The 24,356-nt window shown below is 48.1% G+C and carries 32 protein-coding genes; 25 read left to right on the top strand and 7 right to left on the bottom strand.

Translation table 11 applies throughout. The features are described from left to right. Window positions 1–213: 213 nt before the first annotated feature. A complete protein-coding gene (locus CRO74_RS07220; protein ID WP_097125305.1) occupies window positions 214–1,389 on the top strand; it encodes an MFS transporter in 1,176 nt (391 codons plus the stop codon). A 263-nt stretch (window positions 1,390–1,652) separates the two neighbouring features. On the opposite strand, the gene CRO74_RS07215 is transcribed toward CRO74_RS07220, so the two are convergent. After that, the gene (locus tag CRO74_RS07215; RefSeq protein WP_097125304.1) at window positions 1,653–2,345 is read right to left on the bottom strand and encodes a deoxynucleoside kinase; all 693 of its coding nucleotides are present in this window, start codon (window positions 2,343–2,345) and stop codon (window positions 1,653–1,655) included. A gap of 182 nt (window positions 2,346–2,527) precedes the next feature. On the opposite strand from CRO74_RS07215, the gene trhO reads away from it, so the two are divergent. The 3 genes from trhO to CRO74_RS07200 all read left to right on the top strand — a co-directional run bounded on the left by trhO (window position 2,528) and on the right by CRO74_RS07200 (window position 5,106). Then, window positions 2,528–3,508, top strand: a complete 981-nt coding sequence (gene trhO, locus CRO74_RS07210) for an oxygen-dependent tRNA uridine(34) hydroxylase TrhO (protein ID WP_097125303.1) — start codon at window positions 2,528–2,530, stop codon at window positions 3,506–3,508. Between the two features lie 175 nt (window positions 3,509–3,683). Further along, window positions 3,684–4,343, top strand: a complete 660-nt coding sequence (locus CRO74_RS07205) for a glycosyltransferase family 2 protein (protein ID WP_097125302.1) — start codon at window positions 3,684–3,686, stop codon at window positions 4,341–4,343. A 7-nt stretch (window positions 4,344–4,350) separates the two neighbouring features. After that, window positions 4,351–5,106, top strand: a complete 756-nt coding sequence (locus CRO74_RS07200) for a hypothetical protein (protein ID WP_097125301.1) — start codon at window positions 4,351–4,353, stop codon at window positions 5,104–5,106. Window positions 5,107–5,220: 114 nt separating this feature from the next. Here CRO74_RS07200 and CRO74_RS07195 read toward each other — a convergent pair whose 3' ends face one another. Continuing rightward, entirely contained in the window at window positions 5,221–6,219 is a 999-nt protein-coding gene (locus tag CRO74_RS07195; protein WP_097125300.1) for a phytanoyl-CoA dioxygenase family protein, read from the bottom strand. A gap of 156 nt (window positions 6,220–6,375) precedes the next feature. Between CRO74_RS07195 and CRO74_RS07190 the strand changes: the two genes are divergently transcribed. The 3 genes from CRO74_RS07190 (at window position 6,376) to CRO74_RS07180 (ending at window position 9,899) form a co-directional block, all read left to right on the top strand. Then, entirely contained in the window at window positions 6,376–7,221 is an 846-nt protein-coding gene (locus CRO74_RS07190) for an AraC family transcriptional regulator (RefSeq protein WP_097125299.1), read from the top strand. A 235-nt stretch (window positions 7,222–7,456) separates the two neighbouring features. Then, window positions 7,457–8,233 carry a 5'/3'-nucleotidase SurE gene (surE, locus tag CRO74_RS07185; RefSeq protein ID WP_097125298.1) on the top strand — a complete coding sequence of 259 codons (777 nt, stop codon included), beginning with the start codon at window positions 7,457–7,459 and terminating at the stop codon, window positions 8,231–8,233. Between the two features lie 121 nt (window positions 8,234–8,354). Next, window positions 8,355–9,899 carry a GH3 family acyl-acid amido synthetase gene (locus tag CRO74_RS07180; RefSeq protein WP_097125297.1) on the top strand — a complete coding sequence of 515 codons (1,545 nt, stop codon included), beginning with the start codon at window positions 8,355–8,357 and terminating at the stop codon, window positions 9,897–9,899. A 118-nt stretch (window positions 9,900–10,017) separates the two neighbouring features. Here CRO74_RS07180 and CRO74_RS07175 read toward each other — a convergent pair whose 3' ends face one another. Continuing rightward, entirely contained in the window at window positions 10,018–10,656 is a 639-nt protein-coding gene (locus tag CRO74_RS07175) for a LysE family translocator (RefSeq protein ID WP_097125296.1), read from the bottom strand. Window positions 10,657–10,760: 104 nt separating this feature from the next. Then, on the bottom strand, window positions 10,761–11,309 hold the full coding sequence (locus tag CRO74_RS07170) for an NUDIX domain-containing protein (protein WP_097126044.1): 549 nt from the start codon (window positions 11,307–11,309) through the stop codon (window positions 10,761–10,763). 74 nt (window positions 11,310–11,383) lie between these two features. Here CRO74_RS07170 and CRO74_RS07165 point away from each other — a divergent pair, with 74 nt between their 5' ends. From CRO74_RS07165 to CRO74_RS07155, 3 genes are all read left to right on the top strand, one after another. Next, complete coding sequence (locus tag CRO74_RS07165; RefSeq protein WP_097125295.1) at window positions 11,384–12,379, top strand: cation diffusion facilitator family transporter; 996 nt, start codon at window positions 11,384–11,386, stop codon at window positions 12,377–12,379. A 152-nt stretch (window positions 12,380–12,531) separates the two neighbouring features. Beyond that, window positions 12,532–13,248, top strand: a complete 717-nt coding sequence (locus tag CRO74_RS07160) for an SIMPL domain-containing protein (protein WP_179830141.1) — start codon at window positions 12,532–12,534, stop codon at window positions 13,246–13,248. A gap of 440 nt (window positions 13,249–13,688) precedes the next feature. Further along, window positions 13,689–13,952, top strand: a complete 264-nt coding sequence (locus CRO74_RS07155; protein ID WP_097125293.1) for a hypothetical protein — start codon at window positions 13,689–13,691, stop codon at window positions 13,950–13,952. 73 nt (window positions 13,953–14,025) lie between these two features. Here CRO74_RS07155 and CRO74_RS07150 read toward each other — a convergent pair whose 3' ends face one another. Further along, on the bottom strand, window positions 14,026–14,748 hold the full coding sequence (locus tag CRO74_RS07150) for a helix-turn-helix domain-containing protein (protein WP_097125292.1): 723 nt from the start codon (window positions 14,746–14,748) through the stop codon (window positions 14,026–14,028). Window positions 14,749–14,879: 131 nt separating this feature from the next. On the opposite strand from CRO74_RS07150, the gene CRO74_RS07145 reads away from it, so the two are divergent. The 15 genes from CRO74_RS07145 (at window position 14,880) to CRO74_RS07090 (ending at window position 22,954) form a co-directional block, all read left to right on the top strand. Next, window positions 14,880–15,104: a hypothetical protein gene (locus tag CRO74_RS07145; RefSeq protein WP_097125291.1), complete on the top strand. Its 225-nt coding sequence runs from the start codon at window positions 14,880–14,882 to the stop codon at window positions 15,102–15,104. A 54-nt stretch (window positions 15,105–15,158) separates the two neighbouring features. Continuing rightward, complete coding sequence (locus CRO74_RS07140) at window positions 15,159–15,518, top strand: hypothetical protein (protein WP_097125290.1); 360 nt, start codon at window positions 15,159–15,161, stop codon at window positions 15,516–15,518. Between the two features lie 5 nt (window positions 15,519–15,523). After that, complete coding sequence (locus tag CRO74_RS07135) at window positions 15,524–15,790, top strand: hypothetical protein (protein WP_097125289.1); 267 nt, start codon at window positions 15,524–15,526, stop codon at window positions 15,788–15,790. Window positions 15,791–15,939: 149 nt separating this feature from the next. After that, window positions 15,940–16,080 (top strand): hypothetical protein, encoded by a 141-nt coding sequence (locus CRO74_RS31510; RefSeq protein WP_179830140.1) that lies wholly within the window; start codon window positions 15,940–15,942, stop codon window positions 16,078–16,080. A gap of 8 nt (window positions 16,081–16,088) precedes the next feature. Further along, window positions 16,089–17,096: a Rad52/Rad22 family DNA repair protein gene (locus tag CRO74_RS07130; protein ID WP_097125288.1), complete on the top strand. Its 1,008-nt coding sequence runs from the start codon at window positions 16,089–16,091 to the stop codon at window positions 17,094–17,096. A gap of 58 nt (window positions 17,097–17,154) precedes the next feature. Further along, a complete protein-coding gene (locus CRO74_RS07125) occupies window positions 17,155–17,448 on the top strand; it encodes a hypothetical protein (RefSeq protein WP_097125287.1) in 294 nt (97 codons plus the stop codon). A gap of 4 nt (window positions 17,449–17,452) precedes the next feature. After that, on the top strand, window positions 17,453–18,601 hold the full coding sequence (locus CRO74_RS07120; protein WP_097125286.1) for a hypothetical protein: 1,149 nt from the start codon (window positions 17,453–17,455) through the stop codon (window positions 18,599–18,601). Further along, window positions 18,598–20,034 carry a replicative DNA helicase gene (locus CRO74_RS07115; RefSeq protein ID WP_097125285.1) on the top strand — a complete coding sequence of 479 codons (1,437 nt, stop codon included), beginning with the start codon at window positions 18,598–18,600 and terminating at the stop codon, window positions 20,032–20,034. The genes CRO74_RS07120 and CRO74_RS07115 overlap by 4 nt, the downstream gene beginning before the upstream one ends. Then, the gene (locus CRO74_RS07110) at window positions 20,034–20,402 is read left to right on the top strand and encodes a hypothetical protein (protein ID WP_097125284.1); all 369 of its coding nucleotides are present in this window, start codon (window positions 20,034–20,036) and stop codon (window positions 20,400–20,402) included. The genes CRO74_RS07115 and CRO74_RS07110 overlap by 1 nt, the downstream gene beginning before the upstream one ends. A 1-nt stretch (window position 20,403) precedes the next feature. Further along, entirely contained in the window at window positions 20,404–20,937 is a 534-nt protein-coding gene (locus CRO74_RS07105; protein ID WP_097125283.1) for a hypothetical protein, read from the top strand. Between the two features lie 19 nt (window positions 20,938–20,956). Further along, window positions 20,957–21,109, top strand: coding sequence for a hypothetical protein (locus CRO74_RS31505; RefSeq protein WP_179830139.1), 153 nt, complete (start codon window positions 20,957–20,959; stop codon window positions 21,107–21,109). Continuing rightward, on the top strand, window positions 21,084–21,860 hold the full coding sequence (locus tag CRO74_RS07100) for a nucleoside triphosphate pyrophosphohydrolase family protein (protein ID WP_097125282.1): 777 nt from the start codon (window positions 21,084–21,086) through the stop codon (window positions 21,858–21,860). The genes CRO74_RS31505 and CRO74_RS07100 overlap by 26 nt, the downstream gene beginning before the upstream one ends. Further along, window positions 21,803–22,186 carry a hypothetical protein gene (locus CRO74_RS31500; RefSeq protein WP_179830138.1) on the top strand — a complete coding sequence of 128 codons (384 nt, stop codon included), beginning with the start codon at window positions 21,803–21,805 and terminating at the stop codon, window positions 22,184–22,186. Before CRO74_RS07100 ends, CRO74_RS31500 begins: the two co-directional genes overlap by 58 nt. After that, window positions 22,101–22,718 carry a hypothetical protein gene (locus tag CRO74_RS07095; RefSeq protein ID WP_097125281.1) on the top strand — a complete coding sequence of 206 codons (618 nt, stop codon included), beginning with the start codon at window positions 22,101–22,103 and terminating at the stop codon, window positions 22,716–22,718. The genes CRO74_RS31500 and CRO74_RS07095 overlap by 86 nt, the downstream gene beginning before the upstream one ends. Window positions 22,719–22,729: 11 nt before the next feature. Next, window positions 22,730–22,954 carry a hypothetical protein gene (locus tag CRO74_RS07090; protein ID WP_097125280.1) on the top strand — a complete coding sequence of 75 codons (225 nt, stop codon included), beginning with the start codon at window positions 22,730–22,732 and terminating at the stop codon, window positions 22,952–22,954. A 19-nt stretch (window positions 22,955–22,973) separates the two neighbouring features. On the opposite strand, the gene CRO74_RS07085 is transcribed toward CRO74_RS07090, so the two are convergent. Together CRO74_RS07085 and CRO74_RS07080 are read right to left on the bottom strand one after the other, a co-directional pair. Further along, on the bottom strand, window positions 22,974–23,318 hold the full coding sequence (locus tag CRO74_RS07085; RefSeq protein ID WP_097125279.1) for a hypothetical protein: 345 nt from the start codon (window positions 23,316–23,318) through the stop codon (window positions 22,974–22,976). A 6-nt stretch (window positions 23,319–23,324) separates the two neighbouring features. After that, window positions 23,325–24,353, bottom strand: a complete 1,029-nt coding sequence (locus tag CRO74_RS07080) for a lipase family alpha/beta hydrolase (RefSeq protein WP_097125278.1) — start codon at window positions 24,351–24,353, stop codon at window positions 23,325–23,327. Between the last annotated feature and the right edge of the window lie 3 nt (window positions 24,354–24,356).

The raw sequence follows: 24,356 nt of genomic DNA, 5'->3' as shown, positions 1-24,356 counted from the left end.
AATAATGCCTATTTGACTGAGGGTGTTAACAACGGTCATGTTAGCCACTAAACTTTTCATGATTTGACTTTAGGTGGGCAGTTGTACATTAGATGAAGTTGAGTCAAAAATGTCACCCAAGCCGCGTACGATATACATTGAGCTGAAAACTTTACCAACCAGCGCCTTACTCCTATGTAGCCGCTTGTTATCGACCAATGTCTATCTTTGGCAATGCTTGCTTCTTCCGGTACCAGAGGTCAACTGCTGGTTATTGTCATTGCTCAATTCGCGGGTACTTCACTCTGGTTTGCGGGAAATGCAATCCTGCCCGAATTACAAACACTGCTCAAAACGACCAGTCTGACGGGCTGGATCACCTCGTCGGTACAGATTGGCTTCATCATCGGTACGCTCACGTATGCCGTTTTAGCCATACCTGACCGTTTCCGGTCAACTCATGTGTTTCTGGTATCGGTAACGGCGGCAGCTATGGTTAACCTGATCTGGCTCCTGCTACCCCTGAAAGCGGAAACCGTTTTAGGGAGTCGGTTCATAACGGGTTTCTTTCTGGCAGGCGTTTATCCGGTAGGCATGAAGATTGCCGCCGATCGGTTTAAAGCCGAATTAGGGAAGGCAATGGGGTTTCTGGTTGGGGCGCTGGTATTGGGTACTGCTTTTCCGCACCTGATCCGGTGGCTGGGCGGCAACCTACCCTATCGTACGTTGATGATAGCGGTCTGTTTACTGGCTATAAGCGGTGGTGTGCTGCTCGCTCTGGCGGTACCGTCGACAGCTACAAAAAATACGGGCAGTCTCTTTCGTATTCAGGCACTTCTGGCGGTGTGGAAGCCCTCAGCCTTTCGTCCAGCCATGCTGGGGTACTTTGGCCATATGTGGGAACTCTATACCTTTTGGGCTTTTCTGCCAACATTATTGATGTACTACGCTCAACAACACCCGACAATCATCACGTCGATTTCACTTTGGGCCTTTGCTGCCATTGCTGCCGGAGCCGCCGGATGTGTAGGCGGAGGGTACCTGGCTTTACGGATCGGTAGTGGCCGGGTAGCCCGGTACTTATTACTTACCTCGGGGCTTTGTATTCTACTTATGCCCTTACTGCTGGCACTGCCGCCCTATCTTTTCGGGTTCTTCCTTCTACTCTGGGGAGCCGCTGCCGCCGGTGACTCTCCCCAATTTTCAACGCTGGTAGCCAGTAATGCCTTTGTCGATAATCGAGGCAGTGTTCTAACCCTTGTTACCTGCTTTGGCTTCTTACTGACAGTGCTATCCATTCAACTCATGGCGTGGCTGATCGGTACGATAGGGCTATCCGGCTGGATTTTTTACATACTGATTCCCGGGCCCTTGCTGGGAATGCGGGCCATGCGTCTTTACGCTCAATAAGGGTTGCCTGACCACTCACCTACAATCCTGCCAACAAAAATTCATTGCTCGATCAATAACCCCAACTCAGCAAATGGGTATCCCTGAAAGTTTGTCTGGAGCAATCCAAAATTACTCTACTATTCGTATATACTATTCTTTCCGCTTTCCACACCCGACAGGCCGCGTTCTTACCGAGAAGCGGCCTGTCTTTATGAATAAGCCGCCTATCTCAGCATCAATAGTCGTTATGAGTGAAATTCTGGCTGCTTTTAGTCATGTACTTAAGCAGGCTTCCCTTCGAACCGGCTGTTTATCTGCTCAACAACGTACTCAAAATCAGTCGGGTGCTTTGCATAATCCAGCGTATCTACGTCAAGAATCAATAAGGGCCCTAACTTATACGATGTAATAAACTCCTCGTAGAGTTGATTCAGGTTGCCCAGGTATTCGTTACTGATAGACTGCTCGAACAACCGCCCTCGTTTTTTAATCTGTTCGCGGAGTTTAGGCAAACTGGCGCGTAAATAGATCATCAGATCGGGGGGACGAACGAGACTCATCATGTTGGCAAAGAGTTGGCTGTAGGTATTGTAATCCCGCTCACTCATGTCGCCACTTACGTACAGGTTCCGCGCAAAAATAGCGGCATCCTCGTAAATGGTTCGATCCTGCACTACAGTATGCCGACTGCCCGAACCAGACTGGGTTAGGCTAAACCCTCCAGACCCGCTTTGGAAGGTTTGGTGTTGATTGGCAGCCTGAATGTCAATAATCCGTTTCACCTGAAGAAACCGACTATTCAGGAAATAAATCTGAAGATTGAACGACCAGCGCGGCATATTGCTGTAGAAATCAGCCAGATAGGGATTTCCTTCTACCGCTTCGTACAATACTTCCCACCCATAATAAGCAGCTAGTTGTTCGGCAAGGGTCGTTTTACCCGCCCCAATGTTTCCTGTAATGGCAATATGCATACGAAGCTAGTAAAGCGTGAACCGTGGAAGGAGCTCCACCTTAAGGAACCAACTTTAGCAAATTGGGTTTAATTTTGTACATATAAATAAAAATCAGACGTTTTTCACTGACTGAATTTCCCGACGAACCTGTCGGATTAAGGTAAGTTTTTTACCCCGTTGTCAGACTCTTTGCTGTAGCTATGAAACCGTACCGCGTTCTCCTGTACTATATCTATTCGCCCATCGAAAACCCTGAGCACTATCGGGAAGAGCATCATTTGCTGTGCCTCCGCCTGAATCTTCTGGGGCGAATTATTGTGGCTCCCGAAGGATTGAACGGAACCGTATCCGGACTCACGGCCGATTGTGAAGCCTATATGGAAACCCTCAAAGCCGATCCGCGCTTTGCCGGTATTTCCTTTAAAGTTGATGAAAGCGATGGCCACACGTTTCAGAAACTGCACGTGCGGGTAAAACCCGAAATTGTCCACTCTGATTTACCGGTCGATCCGTTGCGGCAAACCGGTATTCACCTGGAACCAGAGGATTTCCGCCGGTTGAAAAACGACCCGGATGTGGTGCTGGTCGATATGAGGTCCAATTATGAGCACGAAGTCGGTAAATTTAAAGGGGCCATCACGTTCGACATGGAAAACCTGCGCGAACTACCCGACCATGTTCATGAACTCGATCACCTTCGGGATAAAAAAATAATTACCTATTGCACAGGCGGCATTAAATGCGAAAAAGCATCTGCCTACCTTTTATCACAAGGCTTCGAAAATGTTTACCAGCTTCACGGCGGTATTATCCGCTACGGTCTGGAAACGGGGGGCAAAGATTTTGACGGCGAGTGTTACGTATTCGATAACCGCGTTACGGTGCCCGTCAATCATATAAATCCGGTTACAGTATCGGTATGCTACCGTTGTGGCACACCCACAAGCCGGATGATCAACTGCGCCAGCCCCGTTTGCAATAACCACGTTACCCTGTGCGAATCCTGTGGCGACGCCCACGGCGGCACCTGTACCGATACCTGCAAAGAAGACCCAAACCTCCGCCCGTACGATGGAACGGGCTATTATGGCAAACAAACGCAGAGCTATTCCCCAATCCAAGGCTTCAAAAGCCAAGTGGGCCAGCGCGTAGAGGTCAACTTATTACCTGGCAAATTATAGCTGTTCTCGTCATTTTACGTAAGTTGATTAGATCAGTTATTACCAATAAAGCTGGATTGACTAAATCATGTGGTCAATCCAGCTTTATTGGTAATAACTGAAATTTACTTCCTATGCCAGTTGTTATACTTGCCGACACGTATATTTGTGGAAGCTTTAAAAAGCTACCCACCAAATGGAAAATAGAATAAACGTGTCGGTGTTAATGGCCGTCTATAACACCGACTTTGTTTTAGTGAAGCGGGCTATAGATTCGGTATTGAACCAGAACTTCCAAAATTTCGAACTAATCATCATTGACGACGGCAGTTTAAACGATCCTCAAAATCGGATTCTTACCTACGCAAAACAACACGAGGATAAAATTGTGTATCTCCGCCATACGAATTGTGGTCAGTCAAAGTCAATTAGCCGGGGAATATTAAACAGCACCGGAGAATTCATTACGATTCTGGATGCCGACGATGAGTACAAACCCCATCATCTGCAAGCCTGTTTACAGGAAATGGACCACACGGACCTGATTGCCTCCACTACAGAGACCGTCGTCGATACAGAAAACGACTACTATGTTTCTGACAAACAGGACCATACCAAATTCATTCATGTGGATAAGTGCATTTTGTTCGCTACGCTTTTTGGCCGGAAAGAGGTTTTCAGGACGATAAATTTTCTGGATGGGTACGGGGCTGACGCTCGTTTTTTCGAACGGGCAGCGCAAACCTACCGGGTCAGAAAAGCCGATCTGAGAACGTATATTTATTACCGGAACATGCCGAACAGCATTTGTTCGACCCTTAAAAAGAAGCATACGCTCGTACCTGCCTTACTATAACGCCAACATGCTTTTTTCTTCCGGGCAAAAACAGGTCATTTTAGCCTGTCATATTACGGGTGTCTTCGATGTGAATCGCAACAATACGTTACCCCACGATTCGTATGAGCTCGTTCAGGAGTGGGTTGACTCCGTTACTGCCTTAAAAATACAGGGCGTACTATTCCACAATAATTTTACCGAAGCAACCTGTGAGTTGTTTCAAAACGAGTACGTCACCTTCGTCCGGATCGTACACAACCCCCTGTTCAACCCGAACGTATATCGGTATTTCGTTTACAGGGATTATATACGGGATCGGAGCCACGAGATAGTCAGTTTTTTCGTTACGGATAGTTCGGATGTGGTCGTTCTCAACAATCCTTTTCATCAACCACTTTTTGTCGATAATCCAACAGCGTTGTTTTGTGGCGATGAGCTTAAGTACCTTGATAACGACTGGATGAAGGCGCATGCCACGCTGTTGCGAGGCCGGATTGCCGATTATGCTGATTATGAGAAAACTTTCGCGACTGAAACCCTGCTTAACTGCGGCATTATTGGCGGGAATATGACCCTTATGCAGCCATTTATCGAGGTCCTATGCCAAATTCATGAGCAGTATAATCATGATAATCAAACTGCTTACACGGGCGATATGGGTGCCTTTAACTACCTGGCACGAACTCGATTTAACGAACAACTCATTCACGGAGAACCCGTAAACACGGTGTTTAAGGCGTACCAGACAGATCGAACGGATTGCTGGTTTCGGCACAAGTAACCGTCAACCGTACTAACGCCGGAACTGCTCATTATTTCTGACAGGATTTACGGGATGAACAGGATTCCGTTTAGCTACAAATCCTGTTCATCCCGTAAATCCTATCCATAAAACTTACTCCCAGCTATCCAGGCCGAGCAGTTTACGGCCAAGAGGGGATAGTTCGGCGGTTTGGTAACGCTCCTTCTCCCAGTTGCGGGGGTCGCCCGGAAAAGCGTACCCTTCGGGAGCCTGCCGGTCACGCCACGACATAATGCGCCATTGCCGTAAAGCCTCATTGTCTTCTTCGGCGGGCATCATGGAAATGTACTGCGCAATGCGCACTTTGTCGGTCGACAGGTTGGGGCGAATGCCGTGTGGCTGGGTGCTGTTAAAAATCAGGAGGTCACCTGCTTCCATTTTCACTTTTACGAAGTTGAAACCCGTGGTGTCGGGCTTGAAATGATCCCGGTCGTCGGGCTGGGTTAGCTTCCAGGTATCGTACGTCCGGTAGAGTTCAGGAATGCACTGAAAGCCACCCATGTTCTCATCGGTCTGATCGGCCAGTGCCAGTACACCCTGCACGTTTTGGGGACGGGTTTCGGGGTCGTAATCCCAATGGATGAACCCTTTAAATTCATGCCCCGGCCGAACGGGGAAATTCAGGTTGGCGCGGTCGATGGTCACCCATAGTTTCTCGGTTCCCCAGATGTCCACAAAGGCATCATAGACCCGTGGGTACTGCCGGTTGTCCCATTCAAACTGATGATTATACAGTTCAACCATACCGCTGTTAGTCAGCTCTTTCATCTTCATTTCGGCACGGGGTGGCGCATACCAGGTGGCCGGGTCGTTGGGGACTTTCTCTTCAAACTCCCAGATCAACTGAGCCAGCCGCTCGGCGTTTTCTTTGGGTACTGCCTGTTTAACGACAATATAGCCGTTCTCTTTCCAGAATTGCCAGTCTGCTTCGGACAACACCCGCAACGGTTTTCCACCCTCCGAGCGATCACTTAATTTCAGTTTACTGCTGGTTGCGGTAGATGGGTTTCCGGGAATGTCTTTGTGGGCATTGTCGGGAATCATTGTAGCAGGCGTACCTGTAGGTGTCATTGTGGGCTGCATCGTTTCCATGAATTATTGGGGTGTTTAGGGCTTTTTGTTGACTCAAAGTTAGTACCTGACCGGACCGATGTGTTACAACGAATCTGGCAGGTTTTTGCACTATATTGCTCTCTAATTAAAAGTGTTATCATTTATGTGTCATTTAACAGCAAAATAGACGAATGTATGAAAGTTGCCTTTGAGCAAATTAGCCCTGACGCCAACAGTTCATTTCATTTGTTGTTAACGCCACACTTGAGCGACGTTTTCCTGTGGCATTACCACCCGGAATATGAAATCGTGTACATTGAAGGGGCCAATGGGACCCGTCATGTTGGTGGTCATATTTCCCGCTACGAAGGCAGCGATCTGGTCTTTATCGGGCCTAATATTCCGCACCTTAATTTCGATTACGGCGTAAAAACAGATCACAAAAAGGTAGTAGTCCAATTGAAAGAGAATTTTCTGGGCGAGGTACTGTGGCAAGCCCCCGAATTTGCGGCTATCACTACACTTTTTGAGCGTGCCCGATCGGGCATTTCCTTTTACGGACAGACTAAGCTAGCCGTAGGCGAGCAACTTCATCAACTGGCTCACCTCCCTCCTTTTGAACGGCTTATGCAACTGCTGGCCATTTTTCAACGTCTGGCAACCAGCACAGAATACGTCTCCCTTCAGGGCGAAGCGGTCAGTACTACGTACAATCTGACGGAGCAACAGCGACTCAAACGCGTAAACCAGTTCATTGCCGAGCACTACAGTCGGCGTCTGCCAATCGCCGAAGTTGCCGCCATCGCCAGCCTGACCGAAGCCGCTTTCTGCCGGTATTTTAAGCGAATGACCCGACTAACCTTCACCCAATTCCTGAATCAGTACCGCGTCAATCAGGCACAAAAACTGTTACTGGTCGACAGTACTGTAACCGAGGCCTGTTTTGCGTGTGGTTTCGAAAGCTTATCTTATTTCAACAAAATTTTTCGGCGCGTAACGGGCGAGAACCCGCTTCAGTTTAAAAAGCGGCACCTTTCGTAAAAAATCCTGTTCTCTAAATAGAATCGTGAGCTATACACCTTGGTAAGCCCGGCATTCTGTCAACAAAACATTGGACCAACGTTCCACCCTAACCCTAAGTTTCGACCAGCGTTCCGGCGTATTTGTGTAGCTTAGCGGTGTAAAAAGCAGGTGCCGAATGGCACGGTAGTCCTGCCGGTGCGTAAGCGATTGACCACCACTGTTATTCGCAATTGACCCTTGATATCCTGATTATATGTCTGAGAAAAAACCGCTGATTTTAATAACAAACGACGACGGAATTACTGCCCACGGCATTCGTACCCTCGTTGATTTAATGAAACAACTCGGCTCGGTAGTGGTCGTAGCGCCCAACAGTCCGCAATCGGGAATGGGCCACGCGATTACGATTGCGAACCCGATCCGACTCTACCCTTCCGACATTTTTGGCGATGTTCCCGCTTACGAATGTTCCGGCACCCCGGCCGACTGCGTTAAGCTGGCTAAAAACCATATTTTGAAAGACCGTGCTCCCGATCTGGTTGTGAGCGGTATCAACCACGGCAGCAATTCGTCCATCAGCATTCTTTATTCGGGTACCATGTCGGCGGCAATCGAAGCCGCCATTGAGGGCATTCCGGCTATTGGTTTCTCCCTGGGTGACTTCACCCACAACCCCGATTTTTCGCACACCCACGAGCACATACTCACCATTGCCCGCAACGTGCTCGAACGGGGCGTGGACCGGGGCACGGCCCTGAACGTTAACTTTCCGGCCCGCACCGCCGAACCGTTGAAAGGCATTCGGATCTGTCGGCAGGCGAATGCCAAATGGCAGGAAGTATTCGACGAACGACGTGACCCACATGGCCGACGGTACTTTTGGCTGGCGGGCGATTTTGTTAACTTCGACACCCATGCCGAAGATACCGACGAGTACGCTCTGGCACAGAATTACACCTCGGTAGTGCCCTGCAAATACGACCTCACCGCTTACGGTATGCTCGATACGTTGAACGAGTGGAAACTTTAACGATGCAGGCAATATGATGTATGATATAGGATGTATGATGTATTGATTGCCCGCCAGCTACATCCTGCCTCATATATCCTATATCATACATCCTATCTATATCCTATATCATACATAAATCATGGCTTTATTAGGTAGTATGCTCAAAAACGGGATTCGGCTAACGAATGTCGTCCGACTACGAACGTTCAGTCCTGTTCGTCTGCAGCGCAAAGTCTTCCGGAAGCTAATCCGAAAAGCGCAGTTCACAAAATTCGGTGAAGCCTACCAATTCGACAGCCTGCTCCGGGCGGCCGAGTTTGGTAACGACCGTGAATTTTACCAAAAATACAAGCAGTACGTACCCATCCACGACTACAACAAAATGTTCGATGGGTGGTGGAAGCAGACCCTCGCCGGTGAGAAAAACGTGGCCTGGCCGGGCCGGGTTAAGTATTTCGCTCTCAGTTCGGGCACTTCAGAAGCGGCAACCAAGTACATTCCTGTTACGAAGGCCATGTCAAAGGCCATCCAGCGTACCAGCATCCGCCAGATTCTGACGCTGGGCAAATACCAGAATCTACCCTCAACGCTGTACGAAAAAGGCTGTCTTATGCTGGGCGGCAGCACCGATTTGAGCGTTCGGGAAGGCCATTACGAAGGTGATTTAAGTGGGATAACCGCCAGCAAAATTCCGTTATGGTTCGAGCGGTTCTATAAACCGGGCCGGGATATTGCCCAGGAACGCGACTGGGCACTCAAGCTGGATGAAATTACAGAACAGGCAGCCAGTTGGGACATCGGTTACGTAGTAGGTGTACCCGCCTGGATTCAGTTGCTGATGGAGAAGATCATTGCCCGGTATAAGGTAAAGACCATTCACGACATCTGGCCCAACCTGATGGTATTTTGTCATGGTGGCGTTTCGTTCGAACCGTATCGGCAGGGTTTTGAGAAGCTCCTCGCCCACCCCATCACTTACATCGAAACCTATCTGGCCTCAGAAGGCTTCATTGCGTACCAGACCCATCCTAATGCAGAAGGTATGCAATTGGTGTTGAATAATGGACTTTTCTTTGAGTTCATCCCGTTTAATGAGCAAAATTTCTCGTCAGACGGCGAAATCACTGACACACCCGAAACCCTGATGATCGACGAGGTTGAAGAAGGCAAAGAGTACGCCCTTCTCATTTCAACCTGCTCGGGTGCCTGGCGTTACTTAATTGGCGACACCATCCGGTTTGTCGATAAGAAACAGGCGGAGATTGTCATTACAGGTCGCACAAAGCACTTTTTGAGCTTATGTGGCGAACACCTGTCCGTCGACAACATGAATAAAGCCATTGAGATGGTTTCTGAAGAGCTGGGCATCTCTATCCGGGAATTCACCGTAGCGGGCGTTACCCACGATACGCTCTTTGCCCACCAATGGTACATCGGTACGAACGACGCGGTAGATACCAACGCCCTCCGCGATCGGCTTGATGCCCGATTAAAAGAACTCAATGACGACTATGCCGTTGAGCGTCGACACGCCCTGAAAGACATCAGCGTGACGGTTCTGCCCACGCAAACATTCTACGACTGGATGGCCTCCCGAGGCAAGATGGGCGGCCAGAACAAATTCCCCCGCGTCTTGAAAAAAGGCATGATCGGGGAATGGGAAGCATTTTTATCTAAGAAGTGAGGAGTTAGAAGCGAGTAGTGGGGGGGCTGACGCATGTGTTATCGCTGACGCCGGTTCGCCGACCGGCTGCGGTGCGGTCAGCCCTCCCACTACTTGCTCCTGACTCCTACTACTCTCCCTACCAGTTCAGTGCTCTGGATAGGGGTTCGAGCAGGCGGGTGTAGGCGATGTTGGCGGCCCCGATCAGAAAGACCACGCCGGTAGTGCGGTTAAAGATAAGAACGACGCGTGGTGTAAAGAGTCGCTTGAGCCGGTTGGCATAATACGCCAGCGCCGATTCGGTAACGAATACGCCCACGAGCGCGGAAATCATGAAGCCATACTGCTGTATTTCCGAATAATGCAGGTGTGAGCGGATATAGGCAACGATAGCCACCCACGAAACAAAATTGACGGGATTGAGCGCGTTGAGGAAGAAGCCCGTCGTGAAATAATAAACAAAATTCCCAAAACTGGTTTTTGGGTAGGCCAGTCGGGGCGTTCCTTTCAGAATGTTGACCAGGCCCATGGCCACCAGGAAGATCACGCCAACGGCAGCCATTATGTTTTCAAAGCCCTGTACTTTCGGGATAAAGGCGGTACCCAACAAAGCAGCCAGAACGAAGAGCGTGTCGCCGGTAATAACGCCCAGAACGATCTTCATGCCCGAGCGAAACCCATTGTCGACGCTGTTCTGAATCAAAGCGAAGAAAACTGTTCCAAACGTCAGGCAAAGGGCAACGCCAACCAGGAAACCGAAAAAAATTGGTAAGAACACAGATAGTTTATTGTTTGAAGTTTATCGTTTGTGGTTTTTAAGTTAATGCGCTGGATAACTCAATACAGAACATCAACTTACAAACCACAAACGCCAGACTAAGTTTAGATTCCCCGTAGCCGGGCAACGATTAACAGCGCGCTTACACTCAAGGCGTCGGTAATCCGGCTGGTCATGGCCATTTCGATGGCTTCGGTCAGCGGGAGTTTCCAAAGGCGTAGGTCTTCGGTATCTTCAGGCTCGTGCTCGCCTTCGGTCAGGTCTTCCGCTATGTAGAGGAACCCTTCCTCGTCAGTAGCGGAATTTGATGTATGAATGCGGGCAATTTCTGTCCAGGTTTTCGCTTCCAGGCCCGTTTCTTCTTTAAGCTCCCGCTTGGCTGAGTCAAGTGGAACGGTACCCAGCGGAGAGCCGCCCTCGGGGATTTCCCACGAATACTCATTTAACGCATAGCGATACTGCCCCACCAGATAGGTGTTGCCATCGGCATCAATCGGTACTACGCCAACGGCTTTGTTTTTAAAGCTGACAACGCCATAAATACCGGGTGTTCCGGCGGGCGTTATCACTTCTTCGTGACGAATTGAGAGCCAGGGGTTTTCGTACGGTACGGATGAATTGAGCGTCTGCCAGGGGTTTTCAGTCGATTTCATATTGGCGAAAGTACGAACAATACCCATACGAATTGTTAGCTTTGCAGTATCTATCATCTATTCAACAAGGCTTCATGAGCGCCAGCCAACAAACTAAATACCGCTGGATGGGCATCTCGCTGGGACTGAGTATTACGCTGCTGGCACTCAAATTCACGGCTTATTTTCTGACCTATTCAACGGCTATTCTGAGCGACGCCGTTGAGTCAATCGTTAATGTGATCGCCAGTGGGTTTGCCTTTTATAGTATTTATCTGGCCGGACAACCCCGTGACCTGAATCACCCTTACGGGCATGGGAAAATAGAGTTCTTATCGTCGGGTTTTGAAGGTGCCATGATCCTCTCGGCCGGTCTGGTAATCGTCTGGCAGGCTATCCTTAGCTTTTTCGAACCCAAAGAATTAACCAATCTGGATTGGGGGTTTGCCCTGATTGGCATCACAGCGGTAGCGAACGCCTTTGTCGGCTGGATGCTTATCCGGTCGGGTGCCCAGACGGATTCGGCGGCCCTTACTGCCGATGGAAAACACCTGCTTACAGACACGTTCAGCAGTCTTGTCGTTATGGCGGGCGTTGCGCTGGTAGGCTACACCGGGAAACACTGGATTGATAGTGTTCTTTCCGTCCTGCTATCGTTTGTCATTATTTATAACGGGTTTCAGATTACCCGGCAGTCGGTGGCGCGGCTCATGGACGAGGCCGACGTGCCGACCCTACACCGGGTTGTTAACCTCCTGAACGTCCACAAAGACCGTAACTGGATCGACGTTCACAACTTACGGGTTCAGAAATACGGGGCCGATCTACATATCGATTGTCACCTCACCCTGCCTTATTACTGGACACTTTCGCAGGTACACGAAGAGGTCCACCATTTTGAAGATACCCTTAAAGACGGCTTTCGGGGCGAAGTTGAGATTTTTGTGCATACCGATCCCTGCGAGAAAGAGTGTTGCCATTACTGCCGCGTTGCCGATTGCCCCGTTCGGTCCTATGCCTTCCTCAATGACATCGACTGGAATGCCGATAATCTCCCCCTCAATCAGAAGCATTTTGTTACTCTGGTCTGACCTAACCGCCCAGTAAAAACTACCAGTCAGGTAGACAAAAGTTTTTGAACTTTCCAAACGCATAACGCGGCTCATTTTATAGCCATTTAGCAATCGATACGGTCAGGCATCACTATCTCAACAAATTTTCAATGTATAATCAACTTCATCTTATGAAAGCCCTATCCCTCTTTTTTTGCCTTTTTCTAGGTTCATTGGGATCCAGTGCCCAATCAACTGACAATCATTTAACGGTACTGGGCGATGCGTCTGAGGAAGTACCGGCAGATCAGGCCACCCTGAACGTGAATCTTTCGTACAGCGATGAAAAAGATATTACCCTTGTTTATGAACAGCATAAAACTGGCAGGGAGCGCTTAATGGCCTTGCTAACCGAACTTAGGGTACCAGCGAAAGACATTCAGCTTCTACAGCTGATGGTTCGTAAAGAGCGCGATTTTTCGATGGGCGGTGGTGGCATGGGGCAACCTGTCGAAAAATTTAAGGGGTATCAGCGGATAGCGATTAAATTCGACGACTTGAAGCGGTATGCTCAGGTGCAGCAGCGGTTGGCTTCGGATGGTTTTATCGACTTATCGTCTGTTTTCTCGGTCAGCAACCAGCGCGAGATTGAACTTCGGTTATCCGACCTGGCAATAGCAAAGGCTAAAGAAAAAGCCGAGCGAATGGCAAAAGCGATCTCCCGAACAATAAAACGGGTTGTCCGAATCGGCGATATAGAAGAGACAGAGGCCATTGGGTATGTACGGGCTAATCAGAATAACATCTATATGAATTCTTATACTATGGACGTTAACCGCCCCGTTTCGACAATTGCTCAACAATTTCGGCTTACAACTTCCGTGAAAGTCGTATTCGAAATGAATTGATCTCCGATCTTTAGGCTAGGGCCGTCTTTTATTTTATCAGAATAGTTGTATTTTATCTTTTTATTTACCAATTTTGTCTCACTTGCTGCTCACGCAGCACCCAAAATTGCTTTTTTCAATTCAGGTTGTATTCAAAATACAGCAAAAAACGCCTTCTCCCTGAGGATTGAGGGCGTTTTTTCTTTTATAGTACAACATTCGTACAACACCTCTAAACATTTACAATTTATTTAACGGAGAAGAAATCGAACGACGGGGTGAATTCGTGGCTATGCTAGGGCCTTTCACAACCACAGAATAGCCGACTTTCCATCAGCTATCGGAAATGATTCTATACTAAAATTATATACTATATATAATACATATGAAAGAATATTATTATCATATTTGTTTTCCCAATCAAGGAACTTTAAACTTAACCAATCCTGTAGCTATCCGTAATGTCCAGTTATGATGCCAATGAGTTATCAACGTTTACCCGTGACGAACACAACGACATTCTTCAACAAATTATCAACAATCAACAAGAAGTTTGCGCCGGAATGCGCATGGCCTTATGCCAGATGAGCCTGTATTACCAGTCACGCCTGAATGGCGTGAACCATGACTTGTCGCTTGCCCTCAGTTATTCAGCAGGAATTACCCTGCATTTTGATGACGAAGGGATTCCCTACTATGTGGATACGCTGATTGCGGACAATTAGCGTATTCATCGATCTAAATAAAAAACGGCACGCCAGATAGACCAGCGTGCCGTTTTTTATTTAGATCGATGAATTAGGGTTTTGTCAGCTTTAATTCAACGTGAAAGACGCAGACGAACTGAGAAGCGGCTACCTCCAGCAATTCGAGCGAATTGACAAAGCGAAAGCGGTATACCCCCTCTGCCATACCATTATACTCAGCAAACAGTAATTGATCCGCAAGCTGGATTACGTAGCTCATACCCGTCACCATATCCTGATAGGAAGGCAGCAGACTACAGATTAACCATGCTCCATGCGGAAATAGGGGAGCCATCGACGACTCGGCCACTTCAAAGGCCCAGGCATCTTCATTAAGCAACGGAAACGGTGTCCGGCGCATCGTACCCGACCCGATTGGGCTTCGCAGAAACGCTCCGCGCTCACGCACCGCGACCCAGGTTAGATTCCCTGACTGCCGTGTTGTTTTAATCGGCGGTAAGGTCATTGACCCAATAGCCGCTTTGATGCGTAATTGCTGTTCAGTGGTGGGTTCGTTGCTTTCGTCGGTGAACATCGCCCCTACACCCTCATCGAGCCACTGACGCCGAACATTAAAGCGGGCTTCGATTCGAGACTGCACATCATCCCCAAGTTTTTTTCGCCCCTGCTCGATAGCGGACAAATAATTTTGGGATACAACTTTACCGTTGCGTGTAAGCTTTTCGCCAAATTCGGTTTGCGTAAGCCCCAGTTGCAGACGGAGTTGCAGTAACCGTTGCCCTTTCTTTAAGTCTTTGTCAGTTAGTAAAGTCATAGAATGGAATATATATCCGTGCAAAATATTTACTCTACAACTTTAATAGAAAAGTAAATCTTTACTATTTTTGCTTTCGATTAACATATCTACACGTAGTCTCTATTGAGTCTGCAAAATTAAACTTTTATATGAAGATAACTGAGAAAGAGCGGGAAGAGTTGAGCCAACGGTTAAAATTACTGGAAGACATGGGCGGTAAAACCTTTATAGCCAAAGAGATCAAAATCTCAGTAAATTCCATCTATAACCTGTTAAATCCTCAAAAGGAAGTAAAGCCGATAACGTATCACAAAATAAAGAAAGGCCTGATGAAAGTCGAACGGACTAAAGAACGTCTAATCAACAAAAAGTAATCATTTTTTTTGCCAGCCAATAGTAAATATTTACTTTTATATACTACTCTTCATATGAATCCTATTACTGTACTGACGGACGACCAATTCAAGGGATTACTGGAGGACCGAAATATGATTCTGCGCCGGGAAGCGCAGGCCTTATCGGACGTTAGTAATGCCAACGATGAACTGTTCGTCATCAAAGCCGGACTGCGCCACTATACAAAAGAGGATGTTGCTGAATTTTTCTGCTGTTCGACCAAGCAGGTCGAACGCTTCGAGAAGGAAGGCTATCTGCGGCCAGTCCGTTTAGGCAAGAAAGTGATCTATTCTGCTCTTTCGCTGATCGAGTTTGCCCAGGCTTTCCGCAAGCAGGAAACCATTGAGTCGATCAGCGAAGCCCTCCCCCGTAAACGTAAACGTACATCCTAAAGAAAATGCCTGCGACGATCCGCAACAGTGAGTACACCATGACCCTGGCATGGTATGAAGAAGTAGTAGCAGTGGTCTGGTCTGACAGGCCGGAATTTAACGAGCCGTTTCACTGGCGTCGGGAAGCCGTTGAGGATATTTATCACCAGTTCCGGGCAAAGGGGCACCCTCATCAGATGGCCCTTTCGGATACGATTATAGCTCTGCCCGATTTAGAGATGAAAGTGGACGGGCAGGTAGTCTACAAACAAAAATCCCGCCAACGAGCGTAAGCGGGATTCGGCATTTTACCATATAAAAACATAAGTGCGTGGACCCATATCCAGCCTGTGTTTTTTCTGCCGTAAAGGTAACGTCCCCTTTCCAAACTGCAAAAGGAAAGCCCTGTAAGCGCAACATTCACAAACCATATAAAAGACCCATGCTCATCGAATTAAATTATGACAATCCGGCCAGTGGACGAGCCGCCCGTTATGGGTTCCTCCACCCGCGCCGATGGCTACCCACCCTGCTGGCGCTGGTCACTCTATTGTTCCTGCTGTTGTTTTTTCACGTTTTCTAACCTCCATCATGGCTAATACCCTCACCGAAGAGCAAATACTTTTGCTCCAGAAGCCCCTGCCTGACGCGGCCATCTCGCCCCACCCCACCAAAAAGAATATGTCCTCCATCCGACCCATTTACGTGGTCGAACGGCTCAATGAGGTCTTTGGCGTGGGACAATGGTCGCTAAAAACTGACTTGTTGCCCGTTAACGGCAACGGCGACACAATTCTAACCATCAATAAGATCACCTCGACCAACAAGGAACGAACCGAGTATAGCTGTATCGTCAAAACCATTCTGACCATTCCTGAGTACGGCATCTATTACGAATGCATTGCCGGATCGACCAATGACGACATGGGCGACGCGGCCAAAGGGGGTATCTCCGATGGCTTATCCAAAATCTGCTCGTGGCTCGGTATCGGCATGGCTGTCTATAAAGGCGAACAGGATAAGGCCAACCAGCAATGGCTAAAGCTCATCAGGCCCAACGTCCAACAGGCCATTAATGACCTTCTGGATTGTGAGTCAACCCAGGACTTAGCCGTCCTGAAAGATCAGCTCTATTCAGTCGTTCTTGAGAACAAGGAGTTTATCACGGCGGCCAGAGAACGCTACGCACAGCTGATAGCCCTCGAAGAAGCCGCCCAGAGCACACCAGTCAAGCCAAAGATGCTACCGGAGGGTAAGGCCGAAAACCTGCCTCAGAGCGAAGAAACCCTTGCTTCTGCGGAGGTAGAGCAGGCCCCCGCCCCACTCCTCGCTGAGCCGATAAAACCCGGTTCGTTAGGCCCCAATATTCCCGATGGCAAAGGGGGATTCGTCAATGTGGGCAAGTATATAACCGAAGCCAACGATGCCCCCAAAGTGATGGGTACCGTTCGCTGGCTACGCATGAAACAGAGGGATGGCTATAACGTCAAGGCCTGGATGGATGCCATCCACGAGAAAGCCATTACTCAGCTTGGCCTGATTCCCGTTACCGACCCCGACACAAAACTGGTCACCTACTGCGAAACGCAAGCCGCTTAAATCGTATTTATCATACCTCAGCCGGGGTTCACTGACCCCGGCTTTACCGCAAACAATCATGTTAAGTAAACCCCAGATCACATCCATTGTCGGCTCCCATAAGGGTCTAAAAATGATTATCGCTACCGAACCCCTTGAGGGCAAACAAGGTGGCATAAAAGGACTTCCCCGCACCCATATCGGAATTGTTCAGGGCATCGAACACCGGCCCGTTGGTGGCGAACGAACGTATTACCGCTACCTGATGCTGGAAACCGAAGAAGGAAAAACCATCGAGATTCCGGAATGCTGTATCACCTCAATCGCCCAGCCAACCATCACGACTAACAAACGTATAGCCTTAAACGGTTAACTCCATGACGCATAGTTTTGATGTCCTCGACGCCGAACGATTCGGTGTCGAGGAAGCGGTAGTTATTCACGCTCTTAAATACTGGCAGTCGCTGAATGCGGTCAACAGTACTCATTACTACGAAGGGCGTACCTGGGTTCGGATGCCGGTAGCTCGGATGATTAAGTTTTTCCGGTATTTCAAATATCCCCGCAAACTGGCCAGAGTTCTGGAATCACTGGAGAAGCAGGGAGCCGTTCTGGCCAGCAAGAAGTTCAACAAATACCGCACAAACCAGACTAAGTTTTATTCTCTCTCCGACGAAATTACCGTACCCGTTTACGATGATGGGCAAGGAAGCGGGGATGATGATTGGGATGCTACCCAACAGGAAGACACGCCAACGGCCAGCCTGCTTAATCGGGTACCTATGGCCAGTACAGCAACCAGCTCACTTGGTGTCTTGACAATTCCGACCCTGCCAATTGACAATTATGACAAATCCGCGCAGGACAAAACTGTCAAATCCCGCGAAGACAGTTTTGTCAAATCCGGGCAGGACAATACCGTCAAATGCCAGGAATTGCAGATACCAAATTCGTCAAGTCCAGTTGACAAATCCGTCAATTGTATAGGTATTAATAATGAAGGTATTTATAAAGATATGGATACTGTTGTTGTTATAGGCGAGGAGGAAAAAAACGACGACGACAACCCCTCAACCTCCGAAAAATCCGTCGAGCAACAGATTAACGACTTCGTTGCTTCCTACGAGCAAAAAAAGGCGAGTCCACCAACACCCCCCCAGCCCCCCCGGCCGATGGGAGATGAACTGCCCGTTCTGGATTACGTCCGGATTGCCGGAAAGGACTACAGCCGTCAGGCCATTGAGAAACACCTTCGGGATTACCATAATGGATCGAGAGGGGAAGACTGGCGATGCAAACACCCCGGTCTGGACTTTGAGGCCATTCTGGATGCATTCCTTGAGGACATCGACCAACAGAAGTTTGATCAAACGTCCTACCTTAAAAACCGTTTTCGGATGTTTTCGGACGATTTTCTGATTGGCAAACGTACCCTCAAATTGACTACGCCTACCGCTACCGTGTCTTCTACGGGCAGGCCGGTCATCATCGCTAAACGGCCCCAGGCCCCAACCAATGTACGATGAATTACGAGTTAACCACAAATCACCTGGTCAATGTCGATGAACATCTGGAAGCAGCCATTCTGGGAACAATCTTGAGTGAACCCCGGCAAGCGGGGACCATGCTCAACATCATCCGGAAGCGAAGCATCTTTTATTCGACCCGGCATCAGCTGGTTTACGATGCCATTGCTGAACTCTACGCCCAGGATAAGCCAATTGATCTGGTGATTGTCAATCGGTGGATGCGTGCGCATAAAGCCGATCAGGACATCAGCACATCCTATTTGCTGGATTTGATGGGGCAGAGTTACCTGACGACCATCGAGCCACATTGCCTGATACTATTCCAGTTGGCGGTTAAGCGGTATCTGGGCCAGTATGGGCGCGATTTGAGCCGATACGCAATAGACCCCGCCATTGATGCCTTTGCGCTCATTTCCCGGCTCAGTACCGACATTGATGCCATCATGACCAACGTCACGGCCATGCAGCGCAAAACCGCGAATGACTACCTGCGTGAGTCATTTCAGGACATTGAAGATAAAAAGGCAGGCCGAAAAACCGGCATCACCTTCGGCATTAAACAGCTTGATGAGCGTACCGGCGGCTTTTCGGAAGGTAATCTGGTCGTGTTGGCCGCTGGTACCGGACAAGGTAAAACGGGCGTTGCCACCCATGTTATCCGCCACCGCTGTATCGACCTCCAAAGTCCAACGGGCGTAGTTACGCTCGAAATGACGGGCAAGGAGTACATGGACCGCTTTATTGCCGCTGAAACCAGCTATTCCAACAGCGAGATTAATAAAGGGATTGGCGTCGATGAGATGGTGCTTTTCAACCGCACCCGGAGGCTGGTAGATTTGCCCCTGTACATTCATGATAAGCCCGACGAGTTTCCTCAACTGGTACTCATCATCCGGGAGTGGGTACGCCAGCACAAGGTAAAAGTGGTCGTTATCGACTACCTACAGAAGATCAAGGATTCGCGGTTTATCAAGGCGCTTGAACGGGTAACCCGGCATTCGGGCGATTTGAAAGATCTGGCTGCTGAACTCGGCATTGTGATTCTGCTTTTGGCTCAGTTCAACCGGGATTGGGAAAAACGCAAGGAGTGGGATAAACGGCCCATGATGTCCGATCTGAAAGAATCGTCCAGCATCGAGCAGGATGCCAACGCTATTCTGTTTTTGTTCCGGCCCGACCGCTTCGGTCTTCAGTACGCCGATTTGACCTGCGATAAATACACCATGGAGCTGGCCGGAGCCAAATTCAGGGGAGCCGAACCGACCGACCGTGATGACCCCTGGCTGCTGGATTATGACGGAGCCTGCAACCGGCTGGCGCCCTTCAATACGCTCAAGCTAAAGGCAGGGTTTCCCCGATTAGAACAGTTTCCGAAAGATGCGGCTAAATCGTTTTCCGAACCAATTAAAGAAGGGGAGGAAGGATTCTAATGGCAAATGACAAAGCCAAAATCCAGTCAAAAGGCAAGCAAAAAAGCACCTCACTCTACGCCATTCCAAAGGCCCTGCGAACAGCGGCACCCAAAAAGGAAAAAGAGCAGAAGCCCGATGGCGAGATATGCCGCATCGACCGCTGGCCAGTCGAGATCATTGAAGGGTATCATCCCATTCAGGGACACTACCACCAACTGATTCGCTTTGACAACGGCCTGATTCGCATCAAACGTAGCCCGCTGGTATGTATAAACCCCGCTACCGGAGAGGAGCAGGTAACGATATTCGAAACGCTCTACGAGTCGGCCGAGAACCACCAATGGCTATGGTATCACATTTCAAAAAAACCAATCACAAAAAACTAAAATGGCAGTAGCGACCCAAACTTCCGTTGTCCTGGCCAAATTCAAACTAACAAAACTCGGTGTCGAAGCCGATTATGAGGAGTACGAAATGTTCGAGGGAACTTCCCTGAGAACCGATGTGTCCAAGAAATTTCCGTTTCAACCCAAAGATGAACTGTTGGCCGCATTTGATATGCTGGTGCCGCACCTGCTGATGATGTGCGAGTTCGTCAATGAGTCGACTATCGAGAATCCCAACGAGATTTTAGACTATTCTATAGCCGAGAACTTCAAAGTGACCGGCCTTTTGGTGAAGGAGTCGGGCGTTACCATCATCGGTCGACGCATTCTGAAGGGCAAAAAGGTATTGAATTTGACAACCCCGTTCTATCCCTGGGATACGCCCGACGAAGCCGACGGCTATGCCTTTGCGCATGGTTTCCAGATGGCCGTCAGCATGGCCACTGAACAGGCACTAGCCTACCTGGAAGGCGACTATATCAGGCAAGCCGCCCAGCTCTCACTGGATTTCGATAACCCAACCGATCAAGTGTAAACCCTAATTGTCTACTTGTATGGAACAATTATTTGAGGACTCTGCCCCTATCGAGGTGGTGAAATCCCAACGCCCCAGCAACAAAAAATCAGCCATCCTGGAACGCTACCCGAAAGCCTTCAGTGACCTTCAACTAACCCTTCAGGATGGTACGTTCCATCAATCACATTGAAGGTACGCAATTCTGCATCGATCACCGGATCGCTCAGGACTTGCTGACGAATCTGGTCAGGCAGGGCTATCTGATCGAGAAACGAAGCTCGGCCAGATACCGGCATTATATGGGTGCCCAGAAGCTGTTCAGCGACGACGTGGCTCTACTGTATCTGGAGACTGACTACAATTCGGTAGCCGGTCCACTGACCACCAAGACCCAGCTTGACGCCCAACCCGTACCTGCCATTAGCACCGAACCCGTTGTACTTAGCCCGGCCAGCCCCGCCCTGCCTACTTCCACTATTAGAGAAGTTGTCCGGGCCGTGATGAGCCAGTACAAAGCCGAGCTACCCCCTTTTAATTTAGGCGAAATGGCCGAACATGCTTTTCAGACCGCCTATTCGAAAGGGTTTTATCAGAAACCGCGCGAACTGGCCGCTTACCTGATGGAAGTCAATACCGAGATTGGAGAGGCACGGGATGCCCACCGGAACGGGATGCGGGCCAACTACAGCCAGATCAACTTCGAGTCCCTTATGTCGGATGCCGAGTTTGAGCAACGCTACGAACAATACCTCCATAAACACGATGGAAGCCGAGTTTGCCGGGATTCTGCTACGGACGCTGAGCCTGTCAAGGCACCTCAACATCGACATTCAAAAAATTACCAACCTTACCATGCGCTACAACAAGTTGCGCCCACTGCTCAATGGAAAAACATACTGAACATTACCGGCTGTCCTTGCAGTACCTACAGAACAAACTGACACAGTGCTTATCCGTGCTCAATGAAATGGGGACGGAATTAACCAAAACAGGCGGCATCAGCATCCATATCCAGTCCGATAGCAACCCCTTCTGTTCGCTTCGGCTGGAAGCGGTAAGCTCGTTGTTGCACGATTCCAGGCTGAGCAATACGACCGAAGAAACCAATATGGTCAATGAGATCATAAACGGCCTAAAAAGCAATTACGAATCCAAACTGGCTTCTGTAGCCAACCTGATCAATGACCTACCTGACACCTGCCCAGCGCGAGAAGCTGCTACCGAGCCAGCAAGTAGAAACCATCAGCTTAGCGGACTTTCTGACTAGCCGACGAGCTAAAAAGGGCAAACCCGCCAGTAAGAAGAAAGCTATTCCCAAAGTTGTCCAAACCTTCTTTCAGGGCCGCTGTGAGCTGAATAAAAGTAAAATTAACATCGGCATCGACCCTGACCGGGAAAAGTCCGGCATTGCCGTCTGGAAGCGCGCAGAAGGCAATACCAAAGGCTACTACCTATGTCTGAAAACGATGACCTTCTTTCCCCTTCTGCGTTACGTAGAAGGGGCTTATTCGCCCGATACAACGGTGATCTATCTGGAAGCGGGCTGGCTCAACAGGAAGAAGAACTTCCACAAGGATAGGGGGGAACGAAGGCGCGAAAAGATTGCGGCCGACGTGGGAGCCAACCATGAAGTGGGTAAGAAACTGCTCGAAGGATTGCTTGAATTGAGCTATACGGTGGTGCTGATGCGACCCCAGACCGAGAAATGGGATGCCGAACAGTTTATGTTGTATACCGGCCTGAATTATGGCTTTAATGAGGAAATCCGGGATTCGGCCAAATACGTTTTTAACTCATAAACCCAAGGCACATGAGCAAGTACCTCCTTGTAATCCTCCTGTTGTGGGGCTGTCAGGAACCGAATACCCGGCGGATTACCACCTACCTGCGGGGCAGGCCTACGGCCGACAATCCCCTGCTGGAGCAAAACCGAATCCGGATGGCTGAACTGGGCTACACGCTCCGTTCCACAACGACCGAATGTTTTCCCCAGAAGTACGAATGCCAGACCGTACAAGTCTTTGTAAAGCCATGAAAAAGCCACTTACCCAATGTTATCTAAATTCATAATTAATTTTAACAAAAATTTTTCCAATACCTTCAACTTCATACACTAAATTGTCGGAATCTGGAAGAAGCAAATCTGGGCCTCTCTTAAAACTCATAAGATCTTTATTTATTGGATAGTTGTCTTCAATGTATTCAATAACTGCTTTACGAATGTCATCAGACAACCATTTCTGAAATTGAAATGTAACACTATTGTACTCAATAGGTATTGGTTTACACTCGCCATAGCATTGCTTATCTTTCCCCCTAATACATATGGCAACATGCCGTGGAGGGCATGTTGTTCCACCGCCGTCTGGATGTGTACACTTACATTTTATACTGCTCATCTAACATTAGGTTTTAATGAATATATAATTTAACGTCCTCCCGTCTTTCTTAACCGTATATTCAGGTAATTTATTTATTGAAAAATCTCCAACTTTAGTAAAAAACTCTTCAACAGAATTTCCGCTAATATTACCTTCTCTAAGTGGTGTTTTGAGCTCTTCTAACGAGAAGCAACTCTTATCCACTTTAATATTTAATGAAGAAGCTACTGCGTCAACAAAAAAACCAAAAGGCGTTTGATCATCTATGCCTACTTCAACTGAGCCAAATGGTTGCAAAACTATCTTTAATTCCTTGAGAATTGTCTCAAAAATGAGATTATTTCTTCTATCTTTAAAAAGTAGTACTGAGAAATGGTTATCGCTAGTACTGATAGTTGAATCTGTAGGCACGTTCGGTGGGATAGCCGACTGCCTTGGAACCACAGTATCTTGATTTCCACTTTGATAAACTATTTTTGGTTTATATCTTAGATCAGCATAGCGTTGATTTATTTGTGTGGTAAAATCGGCGATTAACCGAAGATCTTTCAATTGAGGGTTATCACCTAACAACGAATCTCCTAATTGAGCAAGCGAAGATCCAATATGAGGTACAGAAAGAGAAATAAACAATTGTATCTTTTTTAGAATTTCTTCCCTCATCCAAGTGAATGAGCTTTTAACTACAAGACCACCCATACTATGGGCAATAATCGATATGGTTTCATAATTATTATAAATATTTCTAATTTCAGACTCAAAGTCTTGCGAAATAGGATTTATACCTACATTGAATCCTATGGCGTCTTCTTTAGGCTTTACTTTAATGAAGCCTAAAAAAAGACTTATTATTCTCTTAAACCAATTAATTTCAAATATTTTTGTTCTATAACTAAATATAGCAACATTAAAATTATTTTTTATTAAATCTTCTTGAACTAGATTTTCTACTAATCTTTTTTCCTCACCTTTCCATGAAGCATCGGAACCGTTTAATCCATGAACTAAAACCAGTAAATGTTTATTCTCGACTTCTTCTATTTCATAGTCCATATC

The sequence above is a fragment of the Spirosoma fluviale genome, assembly GCF_900230225.1.
In the GTDB taxonomy this organism is placed as follows: Bacteria; Bacteroidota; Bacteroidia; order Cytophagales; family Spirosomataceae; genus Spirosoma; species Spirosoma fluviale.
This window is presented reverse-complemented; position numbering and strand designations above follow the sequence as displayed.